Annotated in this window: 19 protein-coding genes and 4 pseudogenes; 8 read left to right on the top strand and 15 right to left on the bottom strand. The window is 57.0% G+C overall.

Translation table 11 applies throughout. The features are described from left to right. Window positions 1-81: 81 nt before the first annotated feature. Both DOM57_RS08735 and mobH read right to left on the bottom strand, forming a co-directional pair. A complete protein-coding gene (locus tag DOM57_RS08735) occupies window positions 82-1035 on the bottom strand; it encodes a site-specific integrase (RefSeq protein ID WP_110648824.1) in 954 nt (317 codons plus the stop codon). Continuing rightward, window positions 1028-2869 carry a MobH family relaxase gene (mobH, locus tag DOM57_RS08730; protein ID WP_110648823.1) on the bottom strand — a complete coding sequence of 614 codons (1842 nt, stop codon included), beginning with the start codon at window positions 2867-2869 and terminating at the stop codon, window positions 1028-1030. Before mobH ends, DOM57_RS08735 begins: the two co-directional genes overlap by 8 nt. Before the next feature lie 228 nt (window positions 2870-3097). On the opposite strand from mobH, the pseudogene DOM57_RS22820 reads away from it, so the two are divergent. Together DOM57_RS22820 and DOM57_RS22710 are read left to right on the top strand one after the other, a co-directional pair. Next, a pseudogene (locus tag DOM57_RS22820) lies at window positions 3098-3199 on the top strand (IS481 family transposase); the annotation flags it as partial. Between the two features lie 41 nt (window positions 3200-3240). Next, window positions 3241-3552 (top strand): annotated as a pseudogene (locus DOM57_RS22710) (integrase core domain-containing protein); the annotation flags it as partial. Window positions 3553-3603: 51 nt separating this feature from the next. Here the strand turns inward: DOM57_RS22710 and DOM57_RS08720 are convergent. The 3 genes and pseudogenes from DOM57_RS08720 to DOM57_RS08700 all read right to left on the bottom strand — a co-directional run bounded on the left by DOM57_RS08720 (window position 3604) and on the right by DOM57_RS08700 (window position 6245). Beyond that, a pseudogene (locus DOM57_RS08720) lies at window positions 3604-4347 on the bottom strand (cytochrome c biogenesis CcdA family protein). A gap of 899 nt (window positions 4348-5246) precedes the next feature. Continuing rightward, window positions 5247-5687, bottom strand: a complete 441-nt coding sequence (locus tag DOM57_RS08705; protein WP_110648820.1) for a DUF411 domain-containing protein — start codon at window positions 5685-5687, stop codon at window positions 5247-5249. Window positions 5688-5942: 255 nt separating this feature from the next. After that, window positions 5943-6245 (bottom strand): hypothetical protein, encoded by a 303-nt coding sequence (locus DOM57_RS08700; RefSeq protein WP_239496164.1) that lies wholly within the window; start codon window positions 6243-6245, stop codon window positions 5943-5945. Between the two features lie 271 nt (window positions 6246-6516). Here DOM57_RS08700 and DOM57_RS08695 point away from each other — a divergent pair, with 271 nt between their 5' ends. Both DOM57_RS08695 and DOM57_RS08690 read left to right on the top strand, forming a co-directional pair. Then, window positions 6517-6954, top strand: coding sequence for a MerR family transcriptional regulator (locus DOM57_RS08695; RefSeq protein ID WP_110648818.1), 438 nt, complete (start codon window positions 6517-6519; stop codon window positions 6952-6954). Between the two features lie 115 nt (window positions 6955-7069). Beyond that, window positions 7070-7357, top strand: a complete 288-nt coding sequence (locus DOM57_RS08690) for a hypothetical protein (protein WP_162619499.1) — start codon at window positions 7070-7072, stop codon at window positions 7355-7357. 261 nt (window positions 7358-7618) lie between these two features. On the opposite strand, the gene lgt is transcribed toward DOM57_RS08690, so the two are convergent. From lgt to DOM57_RS08660, 7 genes and pseudogenes are all read right to left on the bottom strand, one after another. Next, window positions 7619-8431, bottom strand: a complete 813-nt coding sequence (gene lgt, locus DOM57_RS08685; RefSeq protein WP_110648816.1) for a prolipoprotein diacylglyceryl transferase — start codon at window positions 8429-8431, stop codon at window positions 7619-7621. Window positions 8432-8523: 92 nt separating this feature from the next. Next, a complete protein-coding gene (locus DOM57_RS08680) occupies window positions 8524-8787 on the bottom strand; it encodes a VTT domain-containing protein (RefSeq protein ID WP_204352900.1) in 264 nt (87 codons plus the stop codon). Between the two features lie 87 nt (window positions 8788-8874). Next, complete coding sequence (locus DOM57_RS22550; RefSeq protein ID WP_275425964.1) at window positions 8875-9009, bottom strand: hypothetical protein; 135 nt, start codon at window positions 9007-9009, stop codon at window positions 8875-8877. Between the two features lie 30 nt (window positions 9010-9039). Further along, a complete protein-coding gene (locus tag DOM57_RS08675; protein WP_110648815.1) occupies window positions 9040-11532 on the bottom strand; it encodes a heavy metal translocating P-type ATPase in 2493 nt (830 codons plus the stop codon). 66 nt (window positions 11533-11598) lie between these two features. Continuing rightward, window positions 11599-12024 carry a MerR family transcriptional regulator gene (locus DOM57_RS08670; protein ID WP_110648814.1) on the bottom strand — a complete coding sequence of 142 codons (426 nt, stop codon included), beginning with the start codon at window positions 12022-12024 and terminating at the stop codon, window positions 11599-11601. Between the two features lie 66 nt (window positions 12025-12090). Then, window positions 12091-12723 carry a peroxiredoxin gene (locus tag DOM57_RS08665; RefSeq protein WP_110648813.1) on the bottom strand — a complete coding sequence of 211 codons (633 nt, stop codon included), beginning with the start codon at window positions 12721-12723 and terminating at the stop codon, window positions 12091-12093. 212 nt (window positions 12724-12935) lie between these two features. Further along, a pseudogene (locus DOM57_RS08660) lies at window positions 12936-13917 on the bottom strand (IS5 family transposase). A gap of 341 nt (window positions 13918-14258) precedes the next feature. Between DOM57_RS08660 and DOM57_RS22545 the strand changes: the two are divergent. From DOM57_RS22545 to DOM57_RS08645, 3 genes are all read left to right on the top strand, one after another. Then, on the top strand, window positions 14259-14387 hold the full coding sequence (locus DOM57_RS22545) for a hypothetical protein (protein WP_275425963.1): 129 nt from the start codon (window positions 14259-14261) through the stop codon (window positions 14385-14387). Between the two features lie 224 nt (window positions 14388-14611). Beyond that, entirely contained in the window at window positions 14612-16549 is a 1938-nt protein-coding gene (gene dsbD, locus DOM57_RS08650) for a protein-disulfide reductase DsbD (RefSeq protein WP_110648846.1), read from the top strand. Beyond that, window positions 16546-17370, top strand: coding sequence for a TlpA family protein disulfide reductase (locus DOM57_RS08645; RefSeq protein ID WP_110648812.1), 825 nt, complete (start codon window positions 16546-16548; stop codon window positions 17368-17370). Before dsbD ends, DOM57_RS08645 begins: the two co-directional genes overlap by 4 nt. A gap of 478 nt (window positions 17371-17848) precedes the next feature. Here the strand turns inward: DOM57_RS08645 and DOM57_RS08640 are convergent, their stop codons facing one another. The 3 genes from DOM57_RS08640 to DOM57_RS08630 form a co-directional block, all read right to left on the bottom strand. Next, on the bottom strand, window positions 17849-19153 hold the full coding sequence (locus tag DOM57_RS08640) for an ATP-binding protein (RefSeq protein ID WP_110648811.1): 1305 nt from the start codon (window positions 19151-19153) through the stop codon (window positions 17849-17851). Beyond that, a complete protein-coding gene (locus DOM57_RS08635; protein ID WP_110648810.1) occupies window positions 19150-19845 on the bottom strand; it encodes a response regulator in 696 nt (231 codons plus the stop codon). The genes DOM57_RS08640 and DOM57_RS08635 overlap by 4 nt, the downstream gene beginning before the upstream one ends. 101 nt (window positions 19846-19946) lie before the next feature. Further along, a complete protein-coding gene (locus DOM57_RS08630; protein WP_239496163.1) occupies window positions 19947-20324 on the bottom strand; it encodes a hypothetical protein in 378 nt (125 codons plus the stop codon). Window positions 20325-20577: 253 nt separating this feature from the next. Between DOM57_RS08630 and dmeF the strand changes: the two genes are divergently transcribed. Beyond that, window positions 20578-21564, top strand: coding sequence for a CDF family Co(II)/Ni(II) efflux transporter DmeF (gene dmeF, locus DOM57_RS08625; RefSeq protein WP_239496162.1), 987 nt, complete (start codon window positions 20578-20580; stop codon window positions 21562-21564). Window positions 21565-21696 lie beyond the last annotated feature (132 nt).

The following is a 21696-nucleotide window of genomic DNA, read 5'->3' as shown; positions in this document are numbered from 1 at the left end:
GGATGTCAACCCACCCATCTTCATCGCGATAATTAGGAGGTGGAGGTTCCCCTCCCCCTCTGTCTGTTGATTCTCAAGCGACTATACCGGTGGCCTGGCGTTCAGGGCGCGACGCATGGATTCGACGTCGGGATGGACGTATTCCATCGTGGTGCGTATATCGGTGTGATTGAGTATATTTTGGGTGATGTGGATATTGCGCTCAGGGCTTTCCATGAGACTTGTCGCGAGGAAGTGACGGAAGCGGTGCGGAGACATCTTATAGCCTGTGAGATCCGAGAGGGCTTGAAAGAACCGCTCGACCTGCCAGGTATCCATCGTTGTACGTTTATGGCGATGACTGAATCGGTTCACATTGAATAGCTGGTCCTGTCTTTTAAAACCGGCATTATGCGCCGCCACGATTAACGTATGGAGATGCGGGTACAAACCATCAGGTATTGGGAGAATGCTCTCCGAGTGCGTTTTTGAACCCACTGCCGAGGCTCGAAAAACGCGCTTTTTGAGATTGACATCTCCCGCTTCCAGGTGAAGTAGCTGGTTTAGCCGAATCCCCGTATAGAAGAAAGTCTCCATCAGTGCCTGCCAAAACCAGGCCGGATGGATTTTCGATGCCTCCTCGTAGCAAATCTCATAACGGCGGCAAACGTCCAGAACCTCACGCGCGTAGCGGATCTGCAAGGGCTGGAGCGACTTCTTGGGCTGTTTTGGCTGTTTGACGGAAACCTCGCTAAAAGGGTTCTGAGTGCATGCGATCAGCTGATATTTTATCCCGAAGCTGTAGAGCGCCTTGAGATGGCGCGTGTAGTTATTCCAGCTGGATTCGGCTATGCCGTCCGGTTTATCCAGCGTGCGTATTATCGACACTCTCCACTCGATCACCATATGACGCGTGACCATACTGGGATAGGCTTCATGACCCAGATAGCGTCTGAATAACCGTACGACCGCGGTGTAGGTGCTGACGCTCTTGGGCCGAAGGTGCTTATCTGCTGCATAGCGGCTCAACAGCTCCAGAAACGACACATCATTCATCTAACTGTTCCCCTTCTCCTTTTGTGGTTTGCAGAGCCAATACCCAGTTGTCAGGCGGTATCTTCTGACTCACCTGTTGCGGATCCTTGATCAGGTACCCCTTCAGCAGTCGGGTCTTGTTCGGCCCCTCGACAGAAACGGTGTGTATGTTCTGTCCATGAGTCCTGACGTGCGCGCCCAGTTTCTGAAAACGTTTTTGAACCGTTTTCCACAGCTCTTCATTGCCCAGCACAACGTTACTGAAGCGCTTGAAGATCCCCGGGCTCACAAGGAAGTAGGTGCCGTCCACTGTATGAACGGGCGCATTGGTGTCATTGATGACGATCGAATGGTTTGCCAGACCCACCTTCAACCACTGCCAGAACTGCCCCCCGAGATCTGAATGATTATCATGCGCATCTGGTGTTTTAACAGATTTCACTGAATTTGGCCCGGATAAGTTGTCTGTTACTTTGCTTTCGCAAACCATGGATTCAATTGAGCTTTTCGGTTCGGACGTCCTGACTTCTGGAAAGAGCGCCATGATGTCGTCGTCGAGGGAAACATCCGATGAAGTGAAGCCACCCACTTGGGGACTAGGAGTAACAGATGAATTCTGCTTCTGCGGCTGCAGATCGCCGGTAACGTCAGCCTCGACAAGCTGATCCTTGCTCGGCTCGCTTTTTGTCTTCTGCGAGTTTTGGGGCTTATCAGCCGAGGCTTCCTCAGGAGCTCCGGCTCCCCGTACAGTCAATTCGCCATTGAATGACGCCGGCTTGCCCTCAACGCCCCAAATCAGCGTGGGAGGTACCTTGACCATGTTGAAAACCTGATTCCAGTCACCGTCAGTGATCTCACACTTCCAGACTGACTTGCCCTCGCTGACCTCCTCAATGAGACCGTGAGCCTGCAATTCGCCGTAGAGTCGGTTGAGGTCGGCCGGTATACTTTTGATCCCTTGGGAATAGAGGTGGGTCTTAAGCTCATTGACTACACGTGGCGATACCAGCCAGAGCGCTTCATCGGTGAGCCAGCCGGCCCCTCCCTTCTGGTTCAATTTGAACTGATCTTTGACCAGATAACGCAGCCCCTCGGCCAGCTTACGCTGGATGGACTCCGTCGGCGCAGATAGCGCCTGAACAGGATCGCCACCTAGCGCCTTGGCGACACTTGCCCGATCAGCCTGGTGGATCAACTCGGCAATAATGCCGCCTCGCTCGGTGTGACCGGCGATCGTGTACATCAGTAGTGCAAACAATCGGGGCTGGCTCATCAGCCAGTCCAATACCCTGCCCCCCAAAACTTGGTGCGCCAGCACTGGGTTGACGGCACTGTGGAGGTGGTATTCCCTCCCCGTGCGATAGCGAACGCGGTAAGGCTTAGGTATCACCCCATGCCACACGCGCCACTCGCTGCCGTCCTCGAGATGAATTTCGATGTCGACCAGCACCTTGGCCACGTCGTGCATCAACGAACCATAAATGATCGCTGCACTCCAAAGCTCGCCGGCGGAACTCTGATCCTCGGGCTTGGCATTGGGTGGCAAGAGGTGACGTTGCCGGAGACGAAGCCCGTAGCAGGCCATCTCGAGCGCGTGGTCGAGCATGCCTCCTGGATAGGCGTGGTGATGCGACTCGGAGGCCGGAAGCAACTGTACAAGCTCGGCATACCTTCCGATAGGAGCTAGTAGATACTCGTTGAATACTGGCTGCGTCAGGGACGTCGTGTCCCAGAGCAACTTGATCATCGATTGACGACGCGGGGTCGCGAGCAGCTCCCTACCGGTCTGAGGAAAGTGGTAACCCTCGGCGGCATTTGGAGTGTTGGCGGATCGCGCCAAGAGGCGTCGAAGCATTGGATTTCCTGAGACTATCGGGCTACAAGCTGATGTGACAGGGAATAAACGTCCAAGCGAAGGTAAAATGTTAAATCCAACGGCTAAGGTTTTTAGCTAGTATCTCCAATGAGAAAGCCATGACGACTAGGAACCACTGGAAAGCGGTATATCGAGAGAACGCACCGGGTAAAGTCAATTGATATCGTTCACACCTGGATGAAGTTGATTTAGCTCATCGAAGAGGCTGTCCTGGTCGTGGCACGCGAGTTCCTGAACACAAGGCTGTCACGCTCCAGCCTGCAACGCATGCTCAAACGGCGTGAGGTGCCGACACTGGCGAAACTGGCGGAACTGGCGGAACTGGCGGAACTGGCGGAATAGAGAAAGCCAATGGTCGCCACGCCTTAGAACTGGAGTGTCAGACGCATAATAGCGAAAATCGCCTGATCAAGCCGGGGCGCCCACAGGCCAACGGGATGATCGAACGCTTCAATAGCCGTATCAGAGACGTGTTTGTAACGGGCCGCTATGAATCAAGCAAGGAGGACCTGGAATAGACGCTGAAACACTGCTGCTGGCAGTACAATTACCATAATCCGCAGAAGACGCTGCATCATCAATCAACGATAGCAGCGATGAAAGAACGGCAGACTAGACGGCCTGCATTATTTCACAGACGGGTAAGTAATCACTCGGACCCAACACGTAAGAAAAGGGTTCACTGCATTTCGCATAGAATTTCTTCGAAAAGTTTACCCAATGGAACCGAGCGCAGGGAACGTCGCTAGCAGCCAGTAAGATAACGCTGTCAGTTGGCCGGTAATCATCAGTATGCCCATGGTAATCATAATGAGCCCCGCCACGATGTGCATAGTTTGCCCCCAGCGCCGTAGAAACCGCTGATGCTTAAGGAATCGGTCAAGCGAAAAGGCGCTCAGTAGGAATGGCATACCCAAGCCCAGCGAATAAATTCCAAGTAACGCCAAGCCGCCTGAAATATTGGCCGTCGAAGCGCTAACGGTAAGGATGGCGCCCAGGATCGGGCCAATACAGGGTGTCCAGCCGAATGCGAATGCGACACCGAGCCACTAAGCCGCGCCAGGCCCGCCGCCATCTTCTTTGAGCTTGCCGATGAAGCGCCATTCCCGCTGTAGCCAACGCATCGGGATAATGCCGGTCATGAATACACCAAACACAACGACAATGACGCCGCCAACAAGGTTCGCTTCCTGACGATAGACCAGTAACAGGCGACCGATGGTCGTGGCGCTCGCCTCCAGAACCAGAAAGACCGTGGAGAATCCGAGTACGAACCATATCGACTGGGCCAGCACCCTGAGCCGTTCACGTCGATCCGCTTCACGTATCTGGCTTAGCGAACGCCCGGCTACGAAGGAGAGGTAGCCAGGCACTAGCGGCAGAACACAGGGCGAGACGAAAGAGATCAGGCCTGCCAGGAAAGCCGTGAGCAGGCCGATATTGGCGATATCAAGCATTCAGAGCGGACGTTTACGCCGTCTCCTTGGACGCTGGATGAGAATCGATGCTGGCCTGAACGTTAGACGTCTCGCCCTGGTCGGCAGGCTTGTCTTTCTTGTCCTTGCATTTCATCATGCATAGGCCCAATCCACACATGACCACACACGGCAACAGGCCTATCAGTATCGGCGCTATGCCGAAGAGGACCAACTGGTCCCAGCCCAACGCGAGGCTAGCAGCAATTACCACGGCGCCTAAAAGCCAGAAGCGGCGCGGCCCTGTCAGTAGGCTTCGGAAGCCTGACTGCTCCGGTCCCTGCTTGGGTTGCTTATCACAGCAGTTCATTGGGATACCCCTCTATCACGTTCAATAATGTCGAGAAGAAAGTCGTTCATTGCTGGGCTGTCCCACTCCGTCGCCCACCAGACGCCCAATCTCCTCACCTCGGCGGTCGATCAGTAATGTCGTCGGAATGCCTACGGTACCCAAGTTCGCTCCAGCCCTCCCGGTTTGATCGATATCTGGCGAAGATGCTCAATGCCCATGTCCTGGTAGAAGTTCTTCACGACATCGATCCCTTTACGATCGGCGGAGAGCGCGACGACCTCGAAAGCCTCTCCGCCCAACTCGGCTTGAAGGGCATCTGGCGCGGGTAACTCTTCGCGGCATGGTCCGCACTAGGTCGCCCAAATATTGAGCAGGACAAGCTTCCCTTCAAAATTGGCTAGCGTTAAAGGGTTGCCATCGCCATCCTCGAAACTCAGCTCAGGTAAGTCACGCGGGCTCCCCCAGAGCATAAGCCCCTGCGGGCCTAGGCTGCTAGGTGGACTGGCGATAGCAATAGAGGCCATAGCTAACAGACTCATCATTGCGATGTTCTGCTTGAGATTAGCCAGTCTCATGGTTCCAGGCGGCCTTAATAGGTCGCGTAAACATCAGGTGTATCGGTCGGCTGAAAAGCCAGGGTATAAACTTCGATAGGGTCTTGTTTCTCACCTCCCATTCCCGGCGAACCAAGCGGCATGCCCGGTACACTCAAGCCTATGATAGAGGGTTCCTCCTCAAGCACCTTGTTGACGCTCTCCACGTTCACGTGGCCTTCGAAAACGTAGTTGCCAATAAATGTGGAGTGACAACCGTACAGGCTCTTGGGAATCTTATTTTCCGCCTTTATCTGAGAAAGATCATTGGTACCGATCACCTCTACATCGAACCCATTCTTTTCCAAGTATTTGGCATACTCCTCGCAGCAGCCGCAGTTAGGGTCCTTGTAAAGAGTCGCCGATGTCTCTGCAGCCAACCCTGTAAGAGGAAAAGACAGCAGAGCAACAACGGCCAATTTCTTGAGATTTTTCATATCTTCGGTCTCCTAGGTAGAATAGCCTTATAGCTGAATCGTGGCTTAGTCCAACATCTCTGAATTAGCCGATGAGTCTTTCGGAAATAAGATGTAGTCGTTCCCTAACACAAGCGAAGAGTGTATCCGCCCCTTTACGGTACTTCGCATAAGAGACCGGATCCAAACATTCTCGACCACGTACACCCTCCCATGCACCGCTGAGTTAGAAGAGGCTGCTCCATACAAAGTCGTAAAGCAGCCAAGGCTCATGGTTCAAGAGTCGCTTGCAGCTTCCTGTTTCTTCTGCATGTTATTCATCATGGCGTTGCACTTTTCCATCATGTCGTTCATCTGCTCCATCATGCCCATCATGTTTCCGTTCATGCCACCGCCTTCCATCATCTTGCCGTGCATGTCGTTGCCTTCCATTCCTTCCTGCTGCGCATCGTCCTGCGCGAAGATGGGTCCAGCTCCAAAGATACCCATGGTGAGTACCGCAGTGGCAATCATTGCATTACGTATTTTACGCATAATCAATTCCTTACTCTGAGGAATGGTTTTAAGTGCAGGCTTCAAGCCTGTTAGCTCGTACCGTTAGATAGTGCAGTAGGACTAGTTGACCGCTTCGCCATCCAACCCGATTCTAGAACATGTGGGCCCACACACCGATCAAGTGACAGAGGCCAAAGTCTCTTGCCACCATGCTCTGTGTCGAGCGAGGGCAGAAGCATATTTGTACGATATCCTTAAAGCTTGCTTTAAGGTCAAGCCATTTCTTTTTTTGACCTTTGTGCTACCCCAAGGATTTAAAATTAGCAGCAGCAAAGCTCAAGCTCGGGAGAAACTCATGAAGGTCAGCGAACTCGCTCTGGCAGGTGGTATCACGGCGGAGACGGTGCGCCATTACACTCGGGAAGGTTTGTTGCATCCACGGCGCGACCCAGCCAATGGGTATCAGGTCTACGATGGCGCAGACGTTAGTAAGCTATGTTTTATTCAGTGCCTTCGCTCACTGGGTTGCAGTCTGAGCGAAATTAGAGGGGTTCTGGACGCAAGCCTACAGAAAAACGTCCCTTGCCCTGAGACCTATAGGTTTCTAGCTGACCGGCAGCCCAGTGTCCATGCACGGATACAGGAACTCGAGACTTTGGTCGTAAGGCTTGAACAGACTCTGGAAGCATGGCAGGCCATGCCCGGGGACGTGCCTAGCGGGCATCAGGTAAGTCGTCTTGTAGAGAACCTGAAGCAACCGGCCATAATCCAAGCGGGTATGTCGCCCCTATGAAGCAGGCTCCCACCTTGCCGGTGCCGATAGATTTCCATGTGCGTCTATAACCACGTAGCTGCTATAGCAAAGCCAAAAGGCAGAAATAAACTCCTGCTGTGAATTCCTGCATATCTTGAAGGACTTGAAAAGCAACATGGTTACGAGAAGAACGGTAGTAAAGGGCTTGCTTGTCAGCGGAAGTGTGGCGGCGTTCACCAATGGTTTGGGATACGGATTGCAACGGCTGCTGCTCGGCGAGCGCGCTTTCGCTGCTTCCCTCAGGCCGCTTGCCATCCCGCCTGTACTTGCCGGAGAAATCCGCGACAGGGTACGCACATACGATCTCGGTTTACAAAAAGGGGCGAGCAATTTCTACGAGGGGAAAAAACTCAAACTCTCGGAATCAATGGTTACTATCTAGGGTCGACGCTTACCGCCGGGCCGCGACTTTCAAGAGTAAAACTGTGGCGATGAAGGTAGTAGCCAGGGGCATTGAGAAATCTAACGTATAGCCGTTCATCACTTCGCCATGCACTGGCCTTAAACGCTTTATTAACCGGTAGAAACTTCCCTAGGAAAGGGTCGGCGAATGCCCTTCCCTGGCCCCTCCTCCAAGAAGAACTCTCGCTGGCAGGCGCTTGGCCTGCTACAAAAAACAGCAAAAGTAGCAGACCAATTTTTTTCATTGGGCAGTCGCCCTACTGGCATTATCGACCGACTCTCGACTGGCCCAAGCCATGAGTGCCAATCCGGCAAAGATCATCGGCAAACTCAGTAACTGGCCCATGGTCAGCCAGTCAAAGGCGATAAAGCCCAACTGGGGGTCGGGACGGCGCACGAACTCCACGGCAAAGCGGAAGACACCATAAAGCAGCAGGAACAGACCGGACGTCATGCCACGTTGGCGGGGCCGGCTCGAGAACCACCACAGCACGACGAACATCACGACGCCTTCCAGGGCGAATTCGTACAGCGATGAAGGGTGGCGTGGCTCCGGCCCCAACCCCATCATGGGCGGCCATACCATGGCCCAAGGCATATCGCTGACTCGTCCCGGCAATTCGTGATTGATGAAGTTGCCGAGCCGCCCCGCGCCCAGGCCAAGCGGCACCAGCGGGGCGATAAAGTCGGTCAACTGGAAAAAGGCCAGACGATGCTTGCGGGCAAATAACAAGGCAGCAATCAGCACGCCAGTCAACCCGCCATGAAAGCTCATACCCCCTTCCCATATCTTGAATAGCCATAAGGGATTGGCCATCAGCTGATCGAGCCCATAGAACAGGGCATAGCCAATACGACCGCCCAGTATCACGCCCAAGGCGCCGTAAAAGATCAGGTCGCCGATATCGTCGTGGCTCAGGCCCAGGCGATCGGCACGGCGGCGGCCCAACCACCAGGCGGCAGCCAGGCCGACCACGTACATAAGGCCATACCAATGAATTTGCAAAGGCCCGATGGTAATGGCCACGGGATCTATTTGGGGATATTGCAACATGATGCTTCCTCATCTATTGATAGCCCGTTCATATCAACGGCTCAACGCTTGTGATAAGTCTGTCGTTCTCGACAATTCGGGCCATCTCTTCGTTATCGATGCCAACTCCAAATGAGTTTCGCCAAGATCGGCACAAGCGTAATACCGCCAACAAGAATCAACGCGACCGTCAAGCCCCTGGAATCAGTAGCAATGAGTACTTCACCGAATGTGATGATCAAGTACGTTGTCGAAATCACGCCAGCCAGCGTGGCAATAAAAAAACGCCAAAAGGCAAGCGGTGTGAGACCCACCGCATAACTGACGGCATCGAATGAAATAAACGGCACCAACCGCGATACGAAAATAACGAGCATCAATCCTGTCTGAGAGCGCTCCTTCCCAACCAGTCCGATATGGGGCGTAGACGCCCCCAATGCTGCATCGCCTCGTAACCGCTCAAGCTACTTTTCGCGCTTTTTACTGGAAAACAAGTATTTGACGAGTGCAGCGACACCCAGTACCAGCGCAATAACCAGCAGGATGGATATCAGCCCCATGCCCGCCATGCCCCATGTGCATGCTTCGCTCCCCATCATGACGGCCTCCTAAAATAATTGATTAATTGTTCAGGCATGGTGCATTTGATCAGCCTGAGGCTCGCTGATAGCCCTCGATGAAGACTCGCCGGTGTCGGGCCGAAAGCGACGCAGCCGCAGAGAATTGGTCAGCACAAATACGCTGGATAGACTCATGGCTCCGGCGGCCAACATGGGGTTGAGCAGGAAGCCGTTAAATGGATATAGCACGCCCGCCGCTACCGGGATCAGCGTCAAGTTATAGCCGTAAGCCCAGGCAAAGTTGCTGAGGATGGTCTTGCGGGTCCGCCGGGAGAGCGCCGCAGCATTGACGATACCTCTTAGATCGCCACGCATGAGCACCACATCACCGGCCTCGATGGCGATATCCGTACCCGTGCCGATAGCGATGCCCACGTCGGCCTGCGCCAACGCCGGCGCATCGTTGATACCGTCGCCTACGAACGCGACACTGCGGCCCTCGTCCTGCAGGCGCCTGATCTCGGAGGCTTTCTGGTCCGGCAGCACCTCGGCGAGCACTTGCTGGATACCGACCTGTCTGGCGATAGCATCGGCCGTGGCGCGATTGTCGCCGGTGAGCATCGCCACCTCCAGACCCAGCGCCTTGAGTGACATGATAGCCTCGGCCGAACCTTCCTTGAGCGGGTCGGCGATCGCGATCACTGCCGCGAGCTTACCGTCCACCGCCGCATAGAGCGGGCTCTTGGCCTCTTCAGCGAGCGTCTTGGCACGCGCTTCTGATTCGCCCAGCCCGATACCTAGCCGCCTCATGTAACGATCGGCGCCCACGTGCAGCCGGTGGCCCGCCACTTCGGCTTCGATGCCATAGCCCGGCTCGGCGCTAAAATGGCTGACGGCCGGCAGTTCGAGACCACGCTCCTTCGCGCCGCGCACGATGGCCTCGGCGATGGGGTGTTCGCTCTGCGCCTCGATCGCAGCCACCCAGCGCAGCACCTCGTTTTCGTCCCCATCGACCATGATGAAATCAGTGAGCTCGGGCCGGCCCCGGGTCAGCGTGCCAGTCTTGTCCAACACGACCATACTCATCTTGGCAAGCGTCTCAAGTGCCGCCCCCTTGCGAAACAGCACGCCCATCTCGGCGCCTTTGCCGGTACCCACCATGATCGCGGTCGGCGTCGCCAGGCCCATGGCGCAAGGGCAGGCAATCAGCAACACGCTGACCGTCGTGACAAAGGCGAAGGACAGTGCCGGGGCCGGCCCGAAGCCGAGCCATACCGCGAAAGTGATCAGCGCGATAACGAGGACCACTGGCACGAACAAGCCAGCGATCTTATCGGCAAGCTGTTGGATCGGTGGCTTCTCGGCCTGTGCCGACTCCACCATCTTGACGATCTGTGAAAGTACCGTATCGGCGCCGACCCGCGTCGCGCGGAAGGTGAGTGCGCCGTTCTTATTGATCGTGCCACCGACCACCTCGGCATCTTTCCCTTTCATCACCGGCACTGGCTCACCACTGATCATCGATTCGTCGACGTAGGAGTGGCCCTCCTCGACGACGCCATCCACCGGGATGCGCTCGCCGGGGCGGGCCAGGATACGATCGCCGGGCACGACGGCCTCGATCGGCACTTCGGCCGTTTCGCCATCACGAACGACACGGGCCGTCTTCGCCTGCAGTTGCAGAAGCTTCTTGATCGCCTGGGAGGTACGGCCCTTGGCGATGTGCTCGAAGTAGCGCCCCAACAGGATGAGCGTCACGATGACCGCCGCCGCCTCGAAGTAGCTTACGGCAGTACCCGCAGGGAAGAACCCAGGTATCAACAGGGCAGCGAGTGAATAGAAATAGGCTGCGCTCGAGCCGATCATGACCAGGCTATTCATGCCCGGGTTGGCATGCCGGAGCTCGGCATAGCCGGAGCGATAGAAACGAGCCCCCGCGTAGAACAGGACGGGAGTGGTCAATAACCATTCGATCCCCATCCAGCCCCGGTGTGGCATCACGTGCGATAAGAGCGCATCCAGGGACGGAATCATCTTGCCCATGGCGATCAGAACCACAGGAATCGTGAACGCTGCGGCGAGCATCACTTTATTGCGAAGCTGGGTACCCTCTTGATCTTCACGCTCCGACTGGACACTTTCATCAGCATTAACCTGCGGTTCATAGCCCGCACCCTTGATGGCGTGATGGATACGAGGCAACGAGACCATGTCAGGCAGAAACCTTACAAAGGCCTTTTGCGTAGTGAGATTCACGCTGGCCTGGAGAATGCCCGGCAGCTTCTCGATCGCTCGCTCCACGCGCGAGACACAGGAACCACAAGTCATCCCGATGACAGGAATCTCGGCGGTTTCGACGACGGGCTGATAGCCTGCCTTTTCGACGGCATCGACAAACTGGCCGGGATCGGCGCGTTCCTCGAACGCAACCGTGGCCTTTTCGGTGGCGAGGTTCACCTGTGCCTCGGTGACGCCGGGCTGCTGCCTAAGCGCGCGCTCCACGCGGCCAACACAGGAGGCACAAGACATCCCGCGTATACTGATATCGATTCGTTCTGTCATTTCCTGTCTCCTCGCTGGATCGTCGATTGCTTGAAACCTGGATGATTGGCGCCATGCATCGCTACGTCAGCTGTCTCGATAAACGCTTTTCTGCTTCTCTTCGGCGATTGCCTCGACAATGGGACACCCCTTCATAGCCCCCTCTCCAGAGCATTCAGAGAGCGTTTTCGAAAGTACTGTCTCGATCTTGGAGAGATGTTTGATCTGCTCTCTAATTTTTACTAACTTCTCTTCCGCAATGCGTTTAGCCTGAGCCCGGTTGCCATTGGCATCTTGGAGAATCAGCAACTCACGAATCTCATCGAGAGTGAAACCCCACTGTTTGGCCTGAAGGATAAACTGAAGTCTTGCTACCGCATGCTCAGGATAGCGGCGATAATTCGATTCCGTTCGCTGGGGCCTTGGCATGAGCTTTTCCTGCTCATAGTAGCGGATCGCCTGGCTGGCAATTCCGCAGTGTTCGGCCAACTCTCCAATACTTAATGTCTTCATTGGCACCACCTCAGCGAAACGACTAGGCGGCCCGACCAGGCCGAGCCGCCAAGACAACCTCGTCAGTTATTTGGGCTGGCGTACTACGCGTAGGTACGGTGTCTTTTCGTCCCAACCTTCGGGAAAACGCTCCTTGGCTTCCTCACTCGACAATGAGGGAGCGATGATAACGTCTTCCCCATTCTGCCAATCCACAGGCGTCGCCACCTTGTGCTTGCCGGTCAACTGGAGCGAATCGATGACGCGTAGGATCTCATCGACGTTGCGCCCTGTGCTGGGCGGGTAGGTCAGAGTAAGTCGGATCTTCTTGTCGGGGTCGATAATAAAAACGGTACGCACCGTCACCTTAGGGTCAGCCTTGGGGTGAATCATCCCATACAGCTCTGCGACCACCTGATCCTCGTCGGCCAGCAATGGGTAGTTCAGCGCCGTGCCCTGAGTCTTCTCGATATCCCCGGCCCAGCCGTTGTGAGAGTCGAGCGGATCGACGGATACACCGATCAACTTGGCGCCACGCTTATCGAACTCGCTCTTGCGCCTGGCAAAAGCACCAAGTTCTGTCGTACAGACCGGTGTGTAGTCGGCCGGGTGCGAGAATAATACGGCCCAGCTGTCGCCAAGCCATTCATGGAAGCTGAGCGTGCCTTCCGTGGATTCCACCGTAAAATCGGGAGCTATCTCTCCAAGCTGCAAAGTCATCACGCTATCCTCAAATTGGGGTTGATGATGCACTACGTACGATAGCCTTAAAGTAAACTTTAAGGTCAACCCCTAGGGAATCGCTAAACAATTCGGTTCTGGTCGGCTGAACCGTTCAGCGTGGCCAGATCATCGTCTCAGCGGTCATTACATGACCATCTCAGGTGGCCTGTTTTACCTGGCAGCCAGGTTTTCCTGGCTGCCAAGCTAAATCAAGACACACTGGCCCCGTCAACTCGGCCTTCGCATCGTGCCGCCAACATCAGGTTGGCCAGCCCGAACAGGCTGAATAACTGAGGCTGGTTCTTTGGCCAGCCCCTTATAGCGCACCTTCCGGTAGTCGAAGAGGTTCTTGATGGCATGAAACGAGTGCTCGACCTTGGCGCGGATGCTGGCCTTTGCCTTCACGATCGCCAGCAGCAGCGTTTTCATGGGGCTGTCTTCCATCTTCTTGATAGCGCCGCGTTTGGCGGCGTCACAGCACTAGGGATCCGGGGCATCATTCTCTTCGTCCAGATGCTTCCACATCTTGGTATAACCCGCGTCGCCGTATACCCGCTTGTCATCTTCTCGGACCAGGTGGCCCGCCATGGTGACATCGGCGACGTTGGCCAAGTGGCAGCGACACTGTGAATCAACCCGGTGACCGCATCGGCGCCATATGGGCCTTCATGTTAAAAAACCATTGGTTGCCCTTCTTGGTCTGCTTCATCTCCGGATCGCGCTGCTTGGCCTTGTCCTTGGTGGAGGGCGCGGCGGCGACTATGGTGCCCTCCACCAAAACAAGGCCCTGCCCGCCAAACTGGCGTTGATCTCCTCGAAGATCCGCTGGGTCAGGGCATGCTTCTCCAGCAGATGGCGGAAGCGCAGCAGCGTGGTCGCGTCCGACACGCTTTCGATGGCCAGATCGAGTCCGATGAAATCACGCATGACCTGGCTGTCGTAGATGGCGTCTTCGAGCGCCTCATCGGCGAGCACATACCACTGCTGTAAGAAATAGACCCGCAGCATGCACCTCAGGCCGAGGGGCTGCCGACCCCGCTTACCTGCCGCGTTCGGAAAGTAGGAAGGCGACAGCGCGTCGATCTGCCGTTACCAAGGCACCAGGATCTCCATCTGGGCCAGGAATCGCTCTCGACGGGTGACCTTCTTCTTGTTCTGGTGCTCTGCCTGGGCAAATGGGATCTGCTTCATCGGATAGCTCTGTCAGACGGTGGCGGGATGGTTAGATTTTACCCCGCCGGTGGCGATCAGGCAGTTGCGGGGGGATTATGCAGCGTTTCCCTAATATGACCAGAACACGGTAACGTAATGCGCGAATCCCGATCCAGTCTCCTTTATCGACGAGAAGATTCCCGATCCTAATCCGTACCATTGAGCTCGCTCACCACTCTCTGATCGTGAGAGCTGATGATGCGGAGCAGTCGAGTCTGCATATAGCTAGCGCTGAGCGATGGAATGCTGCTCACGCTTTCAGGAAGTTTTCAGGCTGCGTGTCTAATCTATCGGACAAAGCCCAACAGGCCGTTGAGAAAATGAAAGTTCTACTCGTCGAGGATGACGAACTTCTGGCCGAGAGCCTTGCCGAGCTGCTGGACGACGCCGGCTATCGTACCGACATCGCGCCCAGCATGAGATCGACAGCCGCGCCGCTGACCGGCTAACGACGTCGACGTCCGAGCACCTTCAGAGAGGTGGTCACGAACCCGTACCTTCCCAAAGCCAACACCGCACTCAGGCCCGACTGGACGGCTCGACACCGGGATCGACATTTCTTTTTACGAATACACATCTAGAACAGAGACGGCAATAGAGATTCATTTTCAGCTCATCCCCATGGATCATCCTAGCCGGCACCGAATCAGGAGTGTGGGAAATGCGACCAGGGATGAAGGCAGGGCTCGGCCTTATACGATCGAAGCTCGTGCGATGGCTACTGATGCTGGCCTTATTCAGCGTCGCCACGTTGGCCATGGCCCAGGATCCATTCGGGCAACAAGATGAGTTTCTCCCCCCGGATCAGGCCTTCGAACCCACGTTGTCACAGGACGGCGACGCACTGGAGATCGATTGGCAGATCGAACCCGGTTACTACCTCTACCGCCACAGCTTCTCTGCGGAAGCGGGAGACAGCGAGCTATCGCTCGATATACCTGACGGGGAGACTATCGAAGACGAGTACTTCGGCCGCTCCGAGATCTACCGTCACGCATTGAGCATGACCACTCGACCCGGCGATGCCGATACCATTACCCTTCATTGGCAGGGTTGCGCCGATGCCGGTCTCTGCTATCCGCCCCAACAGCGGACCTTCGACCTGGAACCTGTCGTCGGCGACTCGGGGAACGACACAGCAACGACGAACGGCTCGGCAACGAACGCGTCGCCCGCTGCCCCGAACGCTCCCTTTGCGTCATCCACAACATCATCACCTACCGCATCGGGCCCCGCCACCCAGGCAGGAGCAACGATGGCGGAAGATCAACAATTGGCAGCACAACTGGTTGGCGGTAACTGGGTCTGGACACTGGCCGCCTTCTTCGGCATGGGCCTGCTGTTGACCTTCACACCCTGCGTATTGCCGATGGCTCCGATCCTCTCAAGCCTGATCGTCGCCCAACGCCGCAGCGAAGAGACTCGGCGGACATCCGGTTTCGCACTCTCTCTCGCCTATGTCCTGCCCATGGCCGCCGCCTACGCCGCGCTGGGCGTTGCCGCCGCCATGGCCGGAGCCAATCTGCAGATGCTGTTCCAGAACGTCTGGTTCATCAGCATCTTCTCGGTCCTGTTCGTAGTGCTGGCACTCGCCATGTTCGGTGTCTTCGAACTCGAACTGCCGAGAGCGTTACGTCGACGCCTGGATGCCGGGCTATCGAAACAGCGCGGCGGGCGATTCAAGGGCGTTGCTGTCATGGGCGTTCTCTCCGCTCTGCTAGTGGGCCCCTGCATGACCGCGCCGCTGGCTGGCGCCCTGCTCTTCATCGCGGAGACGGGCAATCCGTGGCTTGGTGGCGCCGCACTACTTGCCCTGGGTCTCGGCATGGGCACCCCATTGGTAGTGATCGGCACCGCTGGTAGCCGGTTGCTACCCAAGCCCGGTGCCTGGATGAACCGTGTCAAGGGCATTTTCGGCTTCGTACTGCTGGGAATGGCGATTTGGTTCGCCGCCCGGGTCATCCCCGACTCCATTGTTCTCGGCTTGTGGGGTGCGCTGGGATTGGGCTTCGCGGTATCTCTTGTGGCCCTTGCACGTGGCAACACCACGAGTTGCATTTCCCAGGTCGCGATTGCCAGCGCTGCGATCATCGGTCTGTGGAGCTCACTGGTCCTGATTGGCGCTGCCGGAGGCACCACTGATCCGTGGCGACCACTGTCGGTCTACGTCGTGAGCGGAGGGGAAACGACCTCTAAAGACACCAACGAGTCCGGACCTATCGCATTCGATGGCGTCGAAGACCTGACTACGCTCGAACGTCGTGTCCAGGCAGCCGCCAACAACGGTCAGATGACATTGGTTGAATTCACCGCCGACTGGTGTGTGTCCTGTGAAGTGATCAAACGAGAAGTGTTCGGCGATCCGACCGTCAAGAACGAACTCCAGGACGTGCAGCGGTTGAGTATCGATGTCACCGACTATGATGCTTCAGATAAGGTCATCATGCAGAAATTCAACGTCGTCGGCCCACCGACACTGATGTGGTTCGGTCCGGACGGCCAGGAGCGGCGAAACGCTAGGATCATCGGTGAACTGGATGCTGAGGCGTTTCTCGAGCGCTTCGATCAAGCCCGGCGAACCACCAACGATACGACTGGGAGTAACACATGAACGCGCTGGATCGCAGCATTGCCATCGGCTCGCTAGGCCTGAGCCTGGGACAGCTCTTGCTGGTCTTGTCAATGGTCGTCGCGCTGATCGTCGGCGCCTGGGTTGGCCGCCGCCGAAAGATCAGTGTCGGCGATCATTTGTTCAACGTCTTATTCATGGGCCTTGTCGGGGCGCGGATCGTTTTCGTCGCTCGCTACTGGGAGAGCTACGACACGTTCTGGTCCTGGCTGGATATCCGAGACCGCGGCTTCGAACCGCTAGCTGGCCTTGCCATCGCCTTCGTCTATCTGACCTGGCGTCTCTGGCGCCATCCCGATGAACGCCGTCCGCTGGGCGCTGCGGTCTTTTCAGGCGCGCTAGTGTGGACACTGACGGCTGGCGCACTAGCACTGATGGCCCCAGGCAGCGCGACGATTCCCACTACGCCTTTAGTCATGCTCGACAGTAACCGCATCGCACTTCCTGATATCCAACGTGGAGCCCACCGGCCTATGGTGGTCAACGTCTGGGCGAGCTGGTGTCCTCCATGTCGTCGCGAGATGCCGATGCTGGAACAGGCCCAGCAAGAGCACAACGACGTGATGTTCGTATTCGTCAACCAGGGCGAAAGTGTCGGCGCGGTCAATACTTTTCTGCAACGAGAGTCTCTCACGCTCGACCACGTCTATCGGGATCCAGACATGGCGTTTGGCAAGAAGGTCGGCGCCGTAGCCATGCCGACCACGCTCTATTACGACGCGGAGGGTACGCTTATCGACACCCACTTCGGCGAGCTTTCTCGCGCCACGCTTGATCGCAGCCTCGAGCGACTCGAACCCTGATTTTCCACCTCTGACCTTGCCAAACCCTTATCTTCCAACTTGGAGACGACACGCATGCCCTTCCATAATCTTCGCATGACATCACTGCGGCTCGCGCTAATCCTCGGCGCCGGCATCGCTTCTCAGCGCGGATAACCCTGGCGGCGCGATCGCCGAGCACTATCGTACTGGCGCCATGCCAAACAACGAAGGCAATGATCAAAGCGAGCAGTGGGTAAGCGACAACACGCAGACGATGCGCGATGGACAACTTTACGGCCCCCCGTGACCTTCAACCAGGACAGCGATGGCGAGGTACACAAGGCCATGGGGGCGCCCAGGCCGGACAAGCTGCGCGCCGTCATGGGTAGCGCCGCGCCCTGAGCTATCTCGCCCTGACCTTTCGCACCCTGAAATATATCGACCAGGAATCAATCATCCAGGAATCTGTCGCCCCGAACGTTTCGGCGCCTCAAAAAGAGATCAACCCGACGGCAACTCAAGTCGAAGGTAACGAGAGCGTCACCCGTAGCCCGACGCCGTCTCCGGATGCGAACGTCACTCGGCCACCGGCACGGGTGACGATCGCTTCGACGATGGAGAGCCCGAGACCGCTGCCCTGAGGGTGATTCCCGCGATGAAACCGCTCCGTCAGGTGGGCGAGCTGTTCGGATGGAATGGCTTCTCCCTGGTTGATGATGTCGATTACCGCCACACCATTCGTTTCATGCGCCTCGATTTCGATCGGCCCGCCAGGCAAACCATGGCGCATCGCGTTCTCGAGCAGATTACGCAGCGCAATCACCAGCAGCGCCTCGGATAACTCCACGTGGATACGGTTTACCGGCTCGTTCCAGTGGCAGCGATCATGGCTGCCGGTTTCCACCATCGCGGTTTCCAGCGCCTCGGCGAGGGGCGTGGGGTCAAGGCTCCCCCGCGTGATCTCATCACTCTCCATGCGGGCCAGCAAAAGCAACTGATCGAGCGTTTTCGTTAGCCGCCCCACGCCTGCCTCGGCCTGTTGCATCGCTTCCCGGCGGGGATCGCCGTCGACGCGTCGTGCGATCTGGAGATGGGTGCGAATGGCGGTCAAGGGCGTGCGCAACTCGTGAGCCGCATCGTCGGTGAAACGTTGTTCCAGCTCGAGCATGCGCCGAGTTCGTGCAAGCAAGGCGTTAAAACCATCGATCAACGGCCTTATTTCTCTTGGCAGCCCACGGACGGGCAATGCCGAGAGGTCATCATGATCGCGCAAGATCAGTCGCCGCTGTAGCTTCGAAACTGGCGATAGCCCACGAGTCACGCCCCACCACAGCGCAACGAGACTGCCGATCAGCGCGAGCAGAAACGGATAGAACGCCGCGCGGCGAACTTGCGCCAACAGCGACTCCCGCTCCTGCAAACGATCCGCCACGGTGATTCGCTTGTCATCATCGACCAGGGTGTAGACACGCCAGCGCTGCTCATTGTAGTAGCGATAGCTGTAACCCTCGTCATTGACCGAAAGAACGTCGTTCATGTCCGGGTGCGTGCCGGCAACTACCTCTCCGCGCAGCGAAGAAATGCGACAGGCAACACCATCGAGCGCGGCGTTGGAAGAGGTTTCGCCTTTCTCGCCGTTCCACCCCGCCGCTGGCGCATGATCTAGCAAGCCTGCCACCATGCGCGCCGATTGTGCCAGGCGCTGATCCAGCGAGCGCTCTAGCTGGGTCGACAGATCGCGCATCGACCACGCCGTCGTGATTCCCCACAGCAGCATCAATGTGATCCCCAGCGTGGCGACGAGGCGCAGGCGCAGACTCATGATGGCGTGCTGCCATGGGATGGCGTATTGGTGGGGAGGGCGCCGAGACGATAACCGACTCCCCGGACCGTCTCGATCACATGGTGCCCCAACTTACGACGCAGCTGATAGATATGCACGTTGAGCGCGTTGCTCTCGATCTCGTCGTCGATGCCGTAAAGGCGATCCTTCAATTGATCAGTACTCAGTATCCCTCCGCGCGCCCGGATCAGCGCTTCCAGCAACATCAATTCGCGACGTACCAACGCCACCGGCACACCATCCAGCGTCACGCTGCGGGCCACGGGGTCCAGCGCCAGACTGCCATGACGCAGCGAGCGGTCGACCTGCCCAGCTGCGCGGCGCAGCAAGGCCTGCAGTCTCGCGGTCAATTCATCCAGATCGAACGGTTTGACCAGATAGTCGTCGGCCCCGCCCTGGAGACCCTCGACACGGCTGACCACGGCATCTTTCGCCGTCAGCATCAGCACTGGCTTGGCAACACCCGCCCGACGCCACTGTTGCAATAGCGTCAGGCCATCGCCATCGGGAAGACGGCGGTCGAGCACGACAGCATCGTAATCGATCGCGGTCAGCGCCCCGCGTGCACCGTCCAGCGTGGCGACGGTATCGACCACGAAGTCGCTCAGTGCCAATCCGGCCTCGACGCCCGCCGCTACTGGTGCGTCATCTTCGACGAGCAGTACGCGCATCCCCATCTCCCTGTTTCATTGCCTCGAAAGCCTATCGCGGCGCAGCCTAACATGCGCCGATGATGCCAGGATGAGATCAGCGAGCGGACGGCAGCGCTGTCTTACTCCCAAGAAGCGCCCACCAGGGCATCAAGCGGAATTTTCAGATAGCGCTTGTCGTTGTCCTCCGGGTCAGGGAGGCGGCCGCCGAGGATATTGACCTGCAGCGCGTGCAGGATCAGCTTCGGCATGGGCAGTTCGCCATCGCGGCGATGGCGCAGTTCGACATATTCAGTCTCGCTGCTCTCGCCGAGACGGTGCTTGTTGTGCTCACGCACCGTGCTCTGCCACTGCGGTTCGCGGCCGTCGGGCATGTAGTCGTGACCGGTAGCTTGCTCGAGGCAGGTATCGATCAGCTCAGGGGAGAGTATATCGGAGAGGCTGGAGAAATCGTCGGGTGCCACCTTGGCGATGGCATGAATGGCGTCGCTGAACTGCATGAATCTTCCCGTACCCGTGGATCTTATACGGGAAGATCTCATCATCAGCCGGGTGAGAACAGGCTTAACTGACTGGCATTAGCGACGTTGGGCCAGCCTTTCGAGAGAGCGAAGGTATTCATGACGGCTCCTTGGGAAAGCATGCCCCCAGAACAATGCCAAATAATTTATAACGTTAAATCAATTGCCAATATAAAGGCCAGCGCATCACCATCGACAAAACCAACGTGGCCGCCTTGCCGGTCATCGTGTAATGACCATCAATCTGGAGCGCTACGGAATGCATCATCACCCACTCGAGGAATGGCAACACGATCACGTTTTCGGCCAAGACCAAAAACAATCCGGCGAAACACGCTCTCTCATCGTCGTCGGCCTGACGCTTGCCATGATGGTTTGGGAGATTTTAGCGGGTGTCCTTTATGGCTCGATGGCGCTTTTGGCCGATGGCCTACATATGGGCTCTCATGCCGTCGCCCTGGGCATTGCGGCCTTCGCCTATGCATACGCTCGCCGGAACGCAGGCAATACACAGTTCTCATTCGGCACCGGTAAGGTCAACGCGCTAGGCGGGTTCGCCGGCGCCATTCTATTAGCCGGTTTCGCACTGTACATGGTGATCGAAAGCATCGACCGCTTTATCCACCCGGTCGCGATCTCGTTCAACGGGGCTATTTTCGTGGCCGTCATAGGCCTGGTCATCAACAGCGTATCGGCCTGGATACTGGGCGGAGAGAATCACGACCACGGCCATAGTCACGACCATCATCATGGACATCATCACGACCACAATCGTCGAGCCGCCTACTTCCACGTACTCGCCGATGCCTTGACCTCGCTGTTGGCGATTGCCGCCCTGTTGGCCGGAAAGTACGCAGGCTGGAACTGGATGGACCCGATTATGGGTATCGTCGGCGCGGTACTCATCACCCGGTGGTCATGGCATCTGTTAAAGGATACCTCCCGCGTGCTGCTTGATCAGCAGCGCAGCGACTTGGAGCAGGGCGTCAGACAAGCCATCGAGAATGATGGCGCACGAATCAGCGACCTGCACCTCTGGGCCATCGGCCCGAATATTCATGCCGCCATCGTCTCGGTCGTGTCGCATGACCCCAAGTCACCTGCCGTCTACAAGCAGCGTATCCAGGCGCGATGCCCATCGTTGGTGCACGTTACCGTCGAGCCGCAGCACTGTGCCGCCGACCCGGAGACCGAGGCTGGAGTAGGGTTAGCCAGCTGAGTGCGGACGAATCGTGATAGTCGTCTTGCGTAAGAGCGAGGCCAGTCGGTTTTCATCGCCCGCCCTCGACGCTACTGGCATCGCCCGGAAGCTGGGTGACCAACGCTTTCAGGAAGTTTTCAGGCTACACGT

The organism is Salinicola peritrichatus, assembly GCF_003206715.1.
GTDB classification, from domain to species: Bacteria; Pseudomonadota; Gammaproteobacteria; order Pseudomonadales; family Halomonadaceae; genus Salinicola; species Salinicola peritrichatus.
This window is presented reverse-complemented; position numbering and strand designations above follow the sequence as displayed.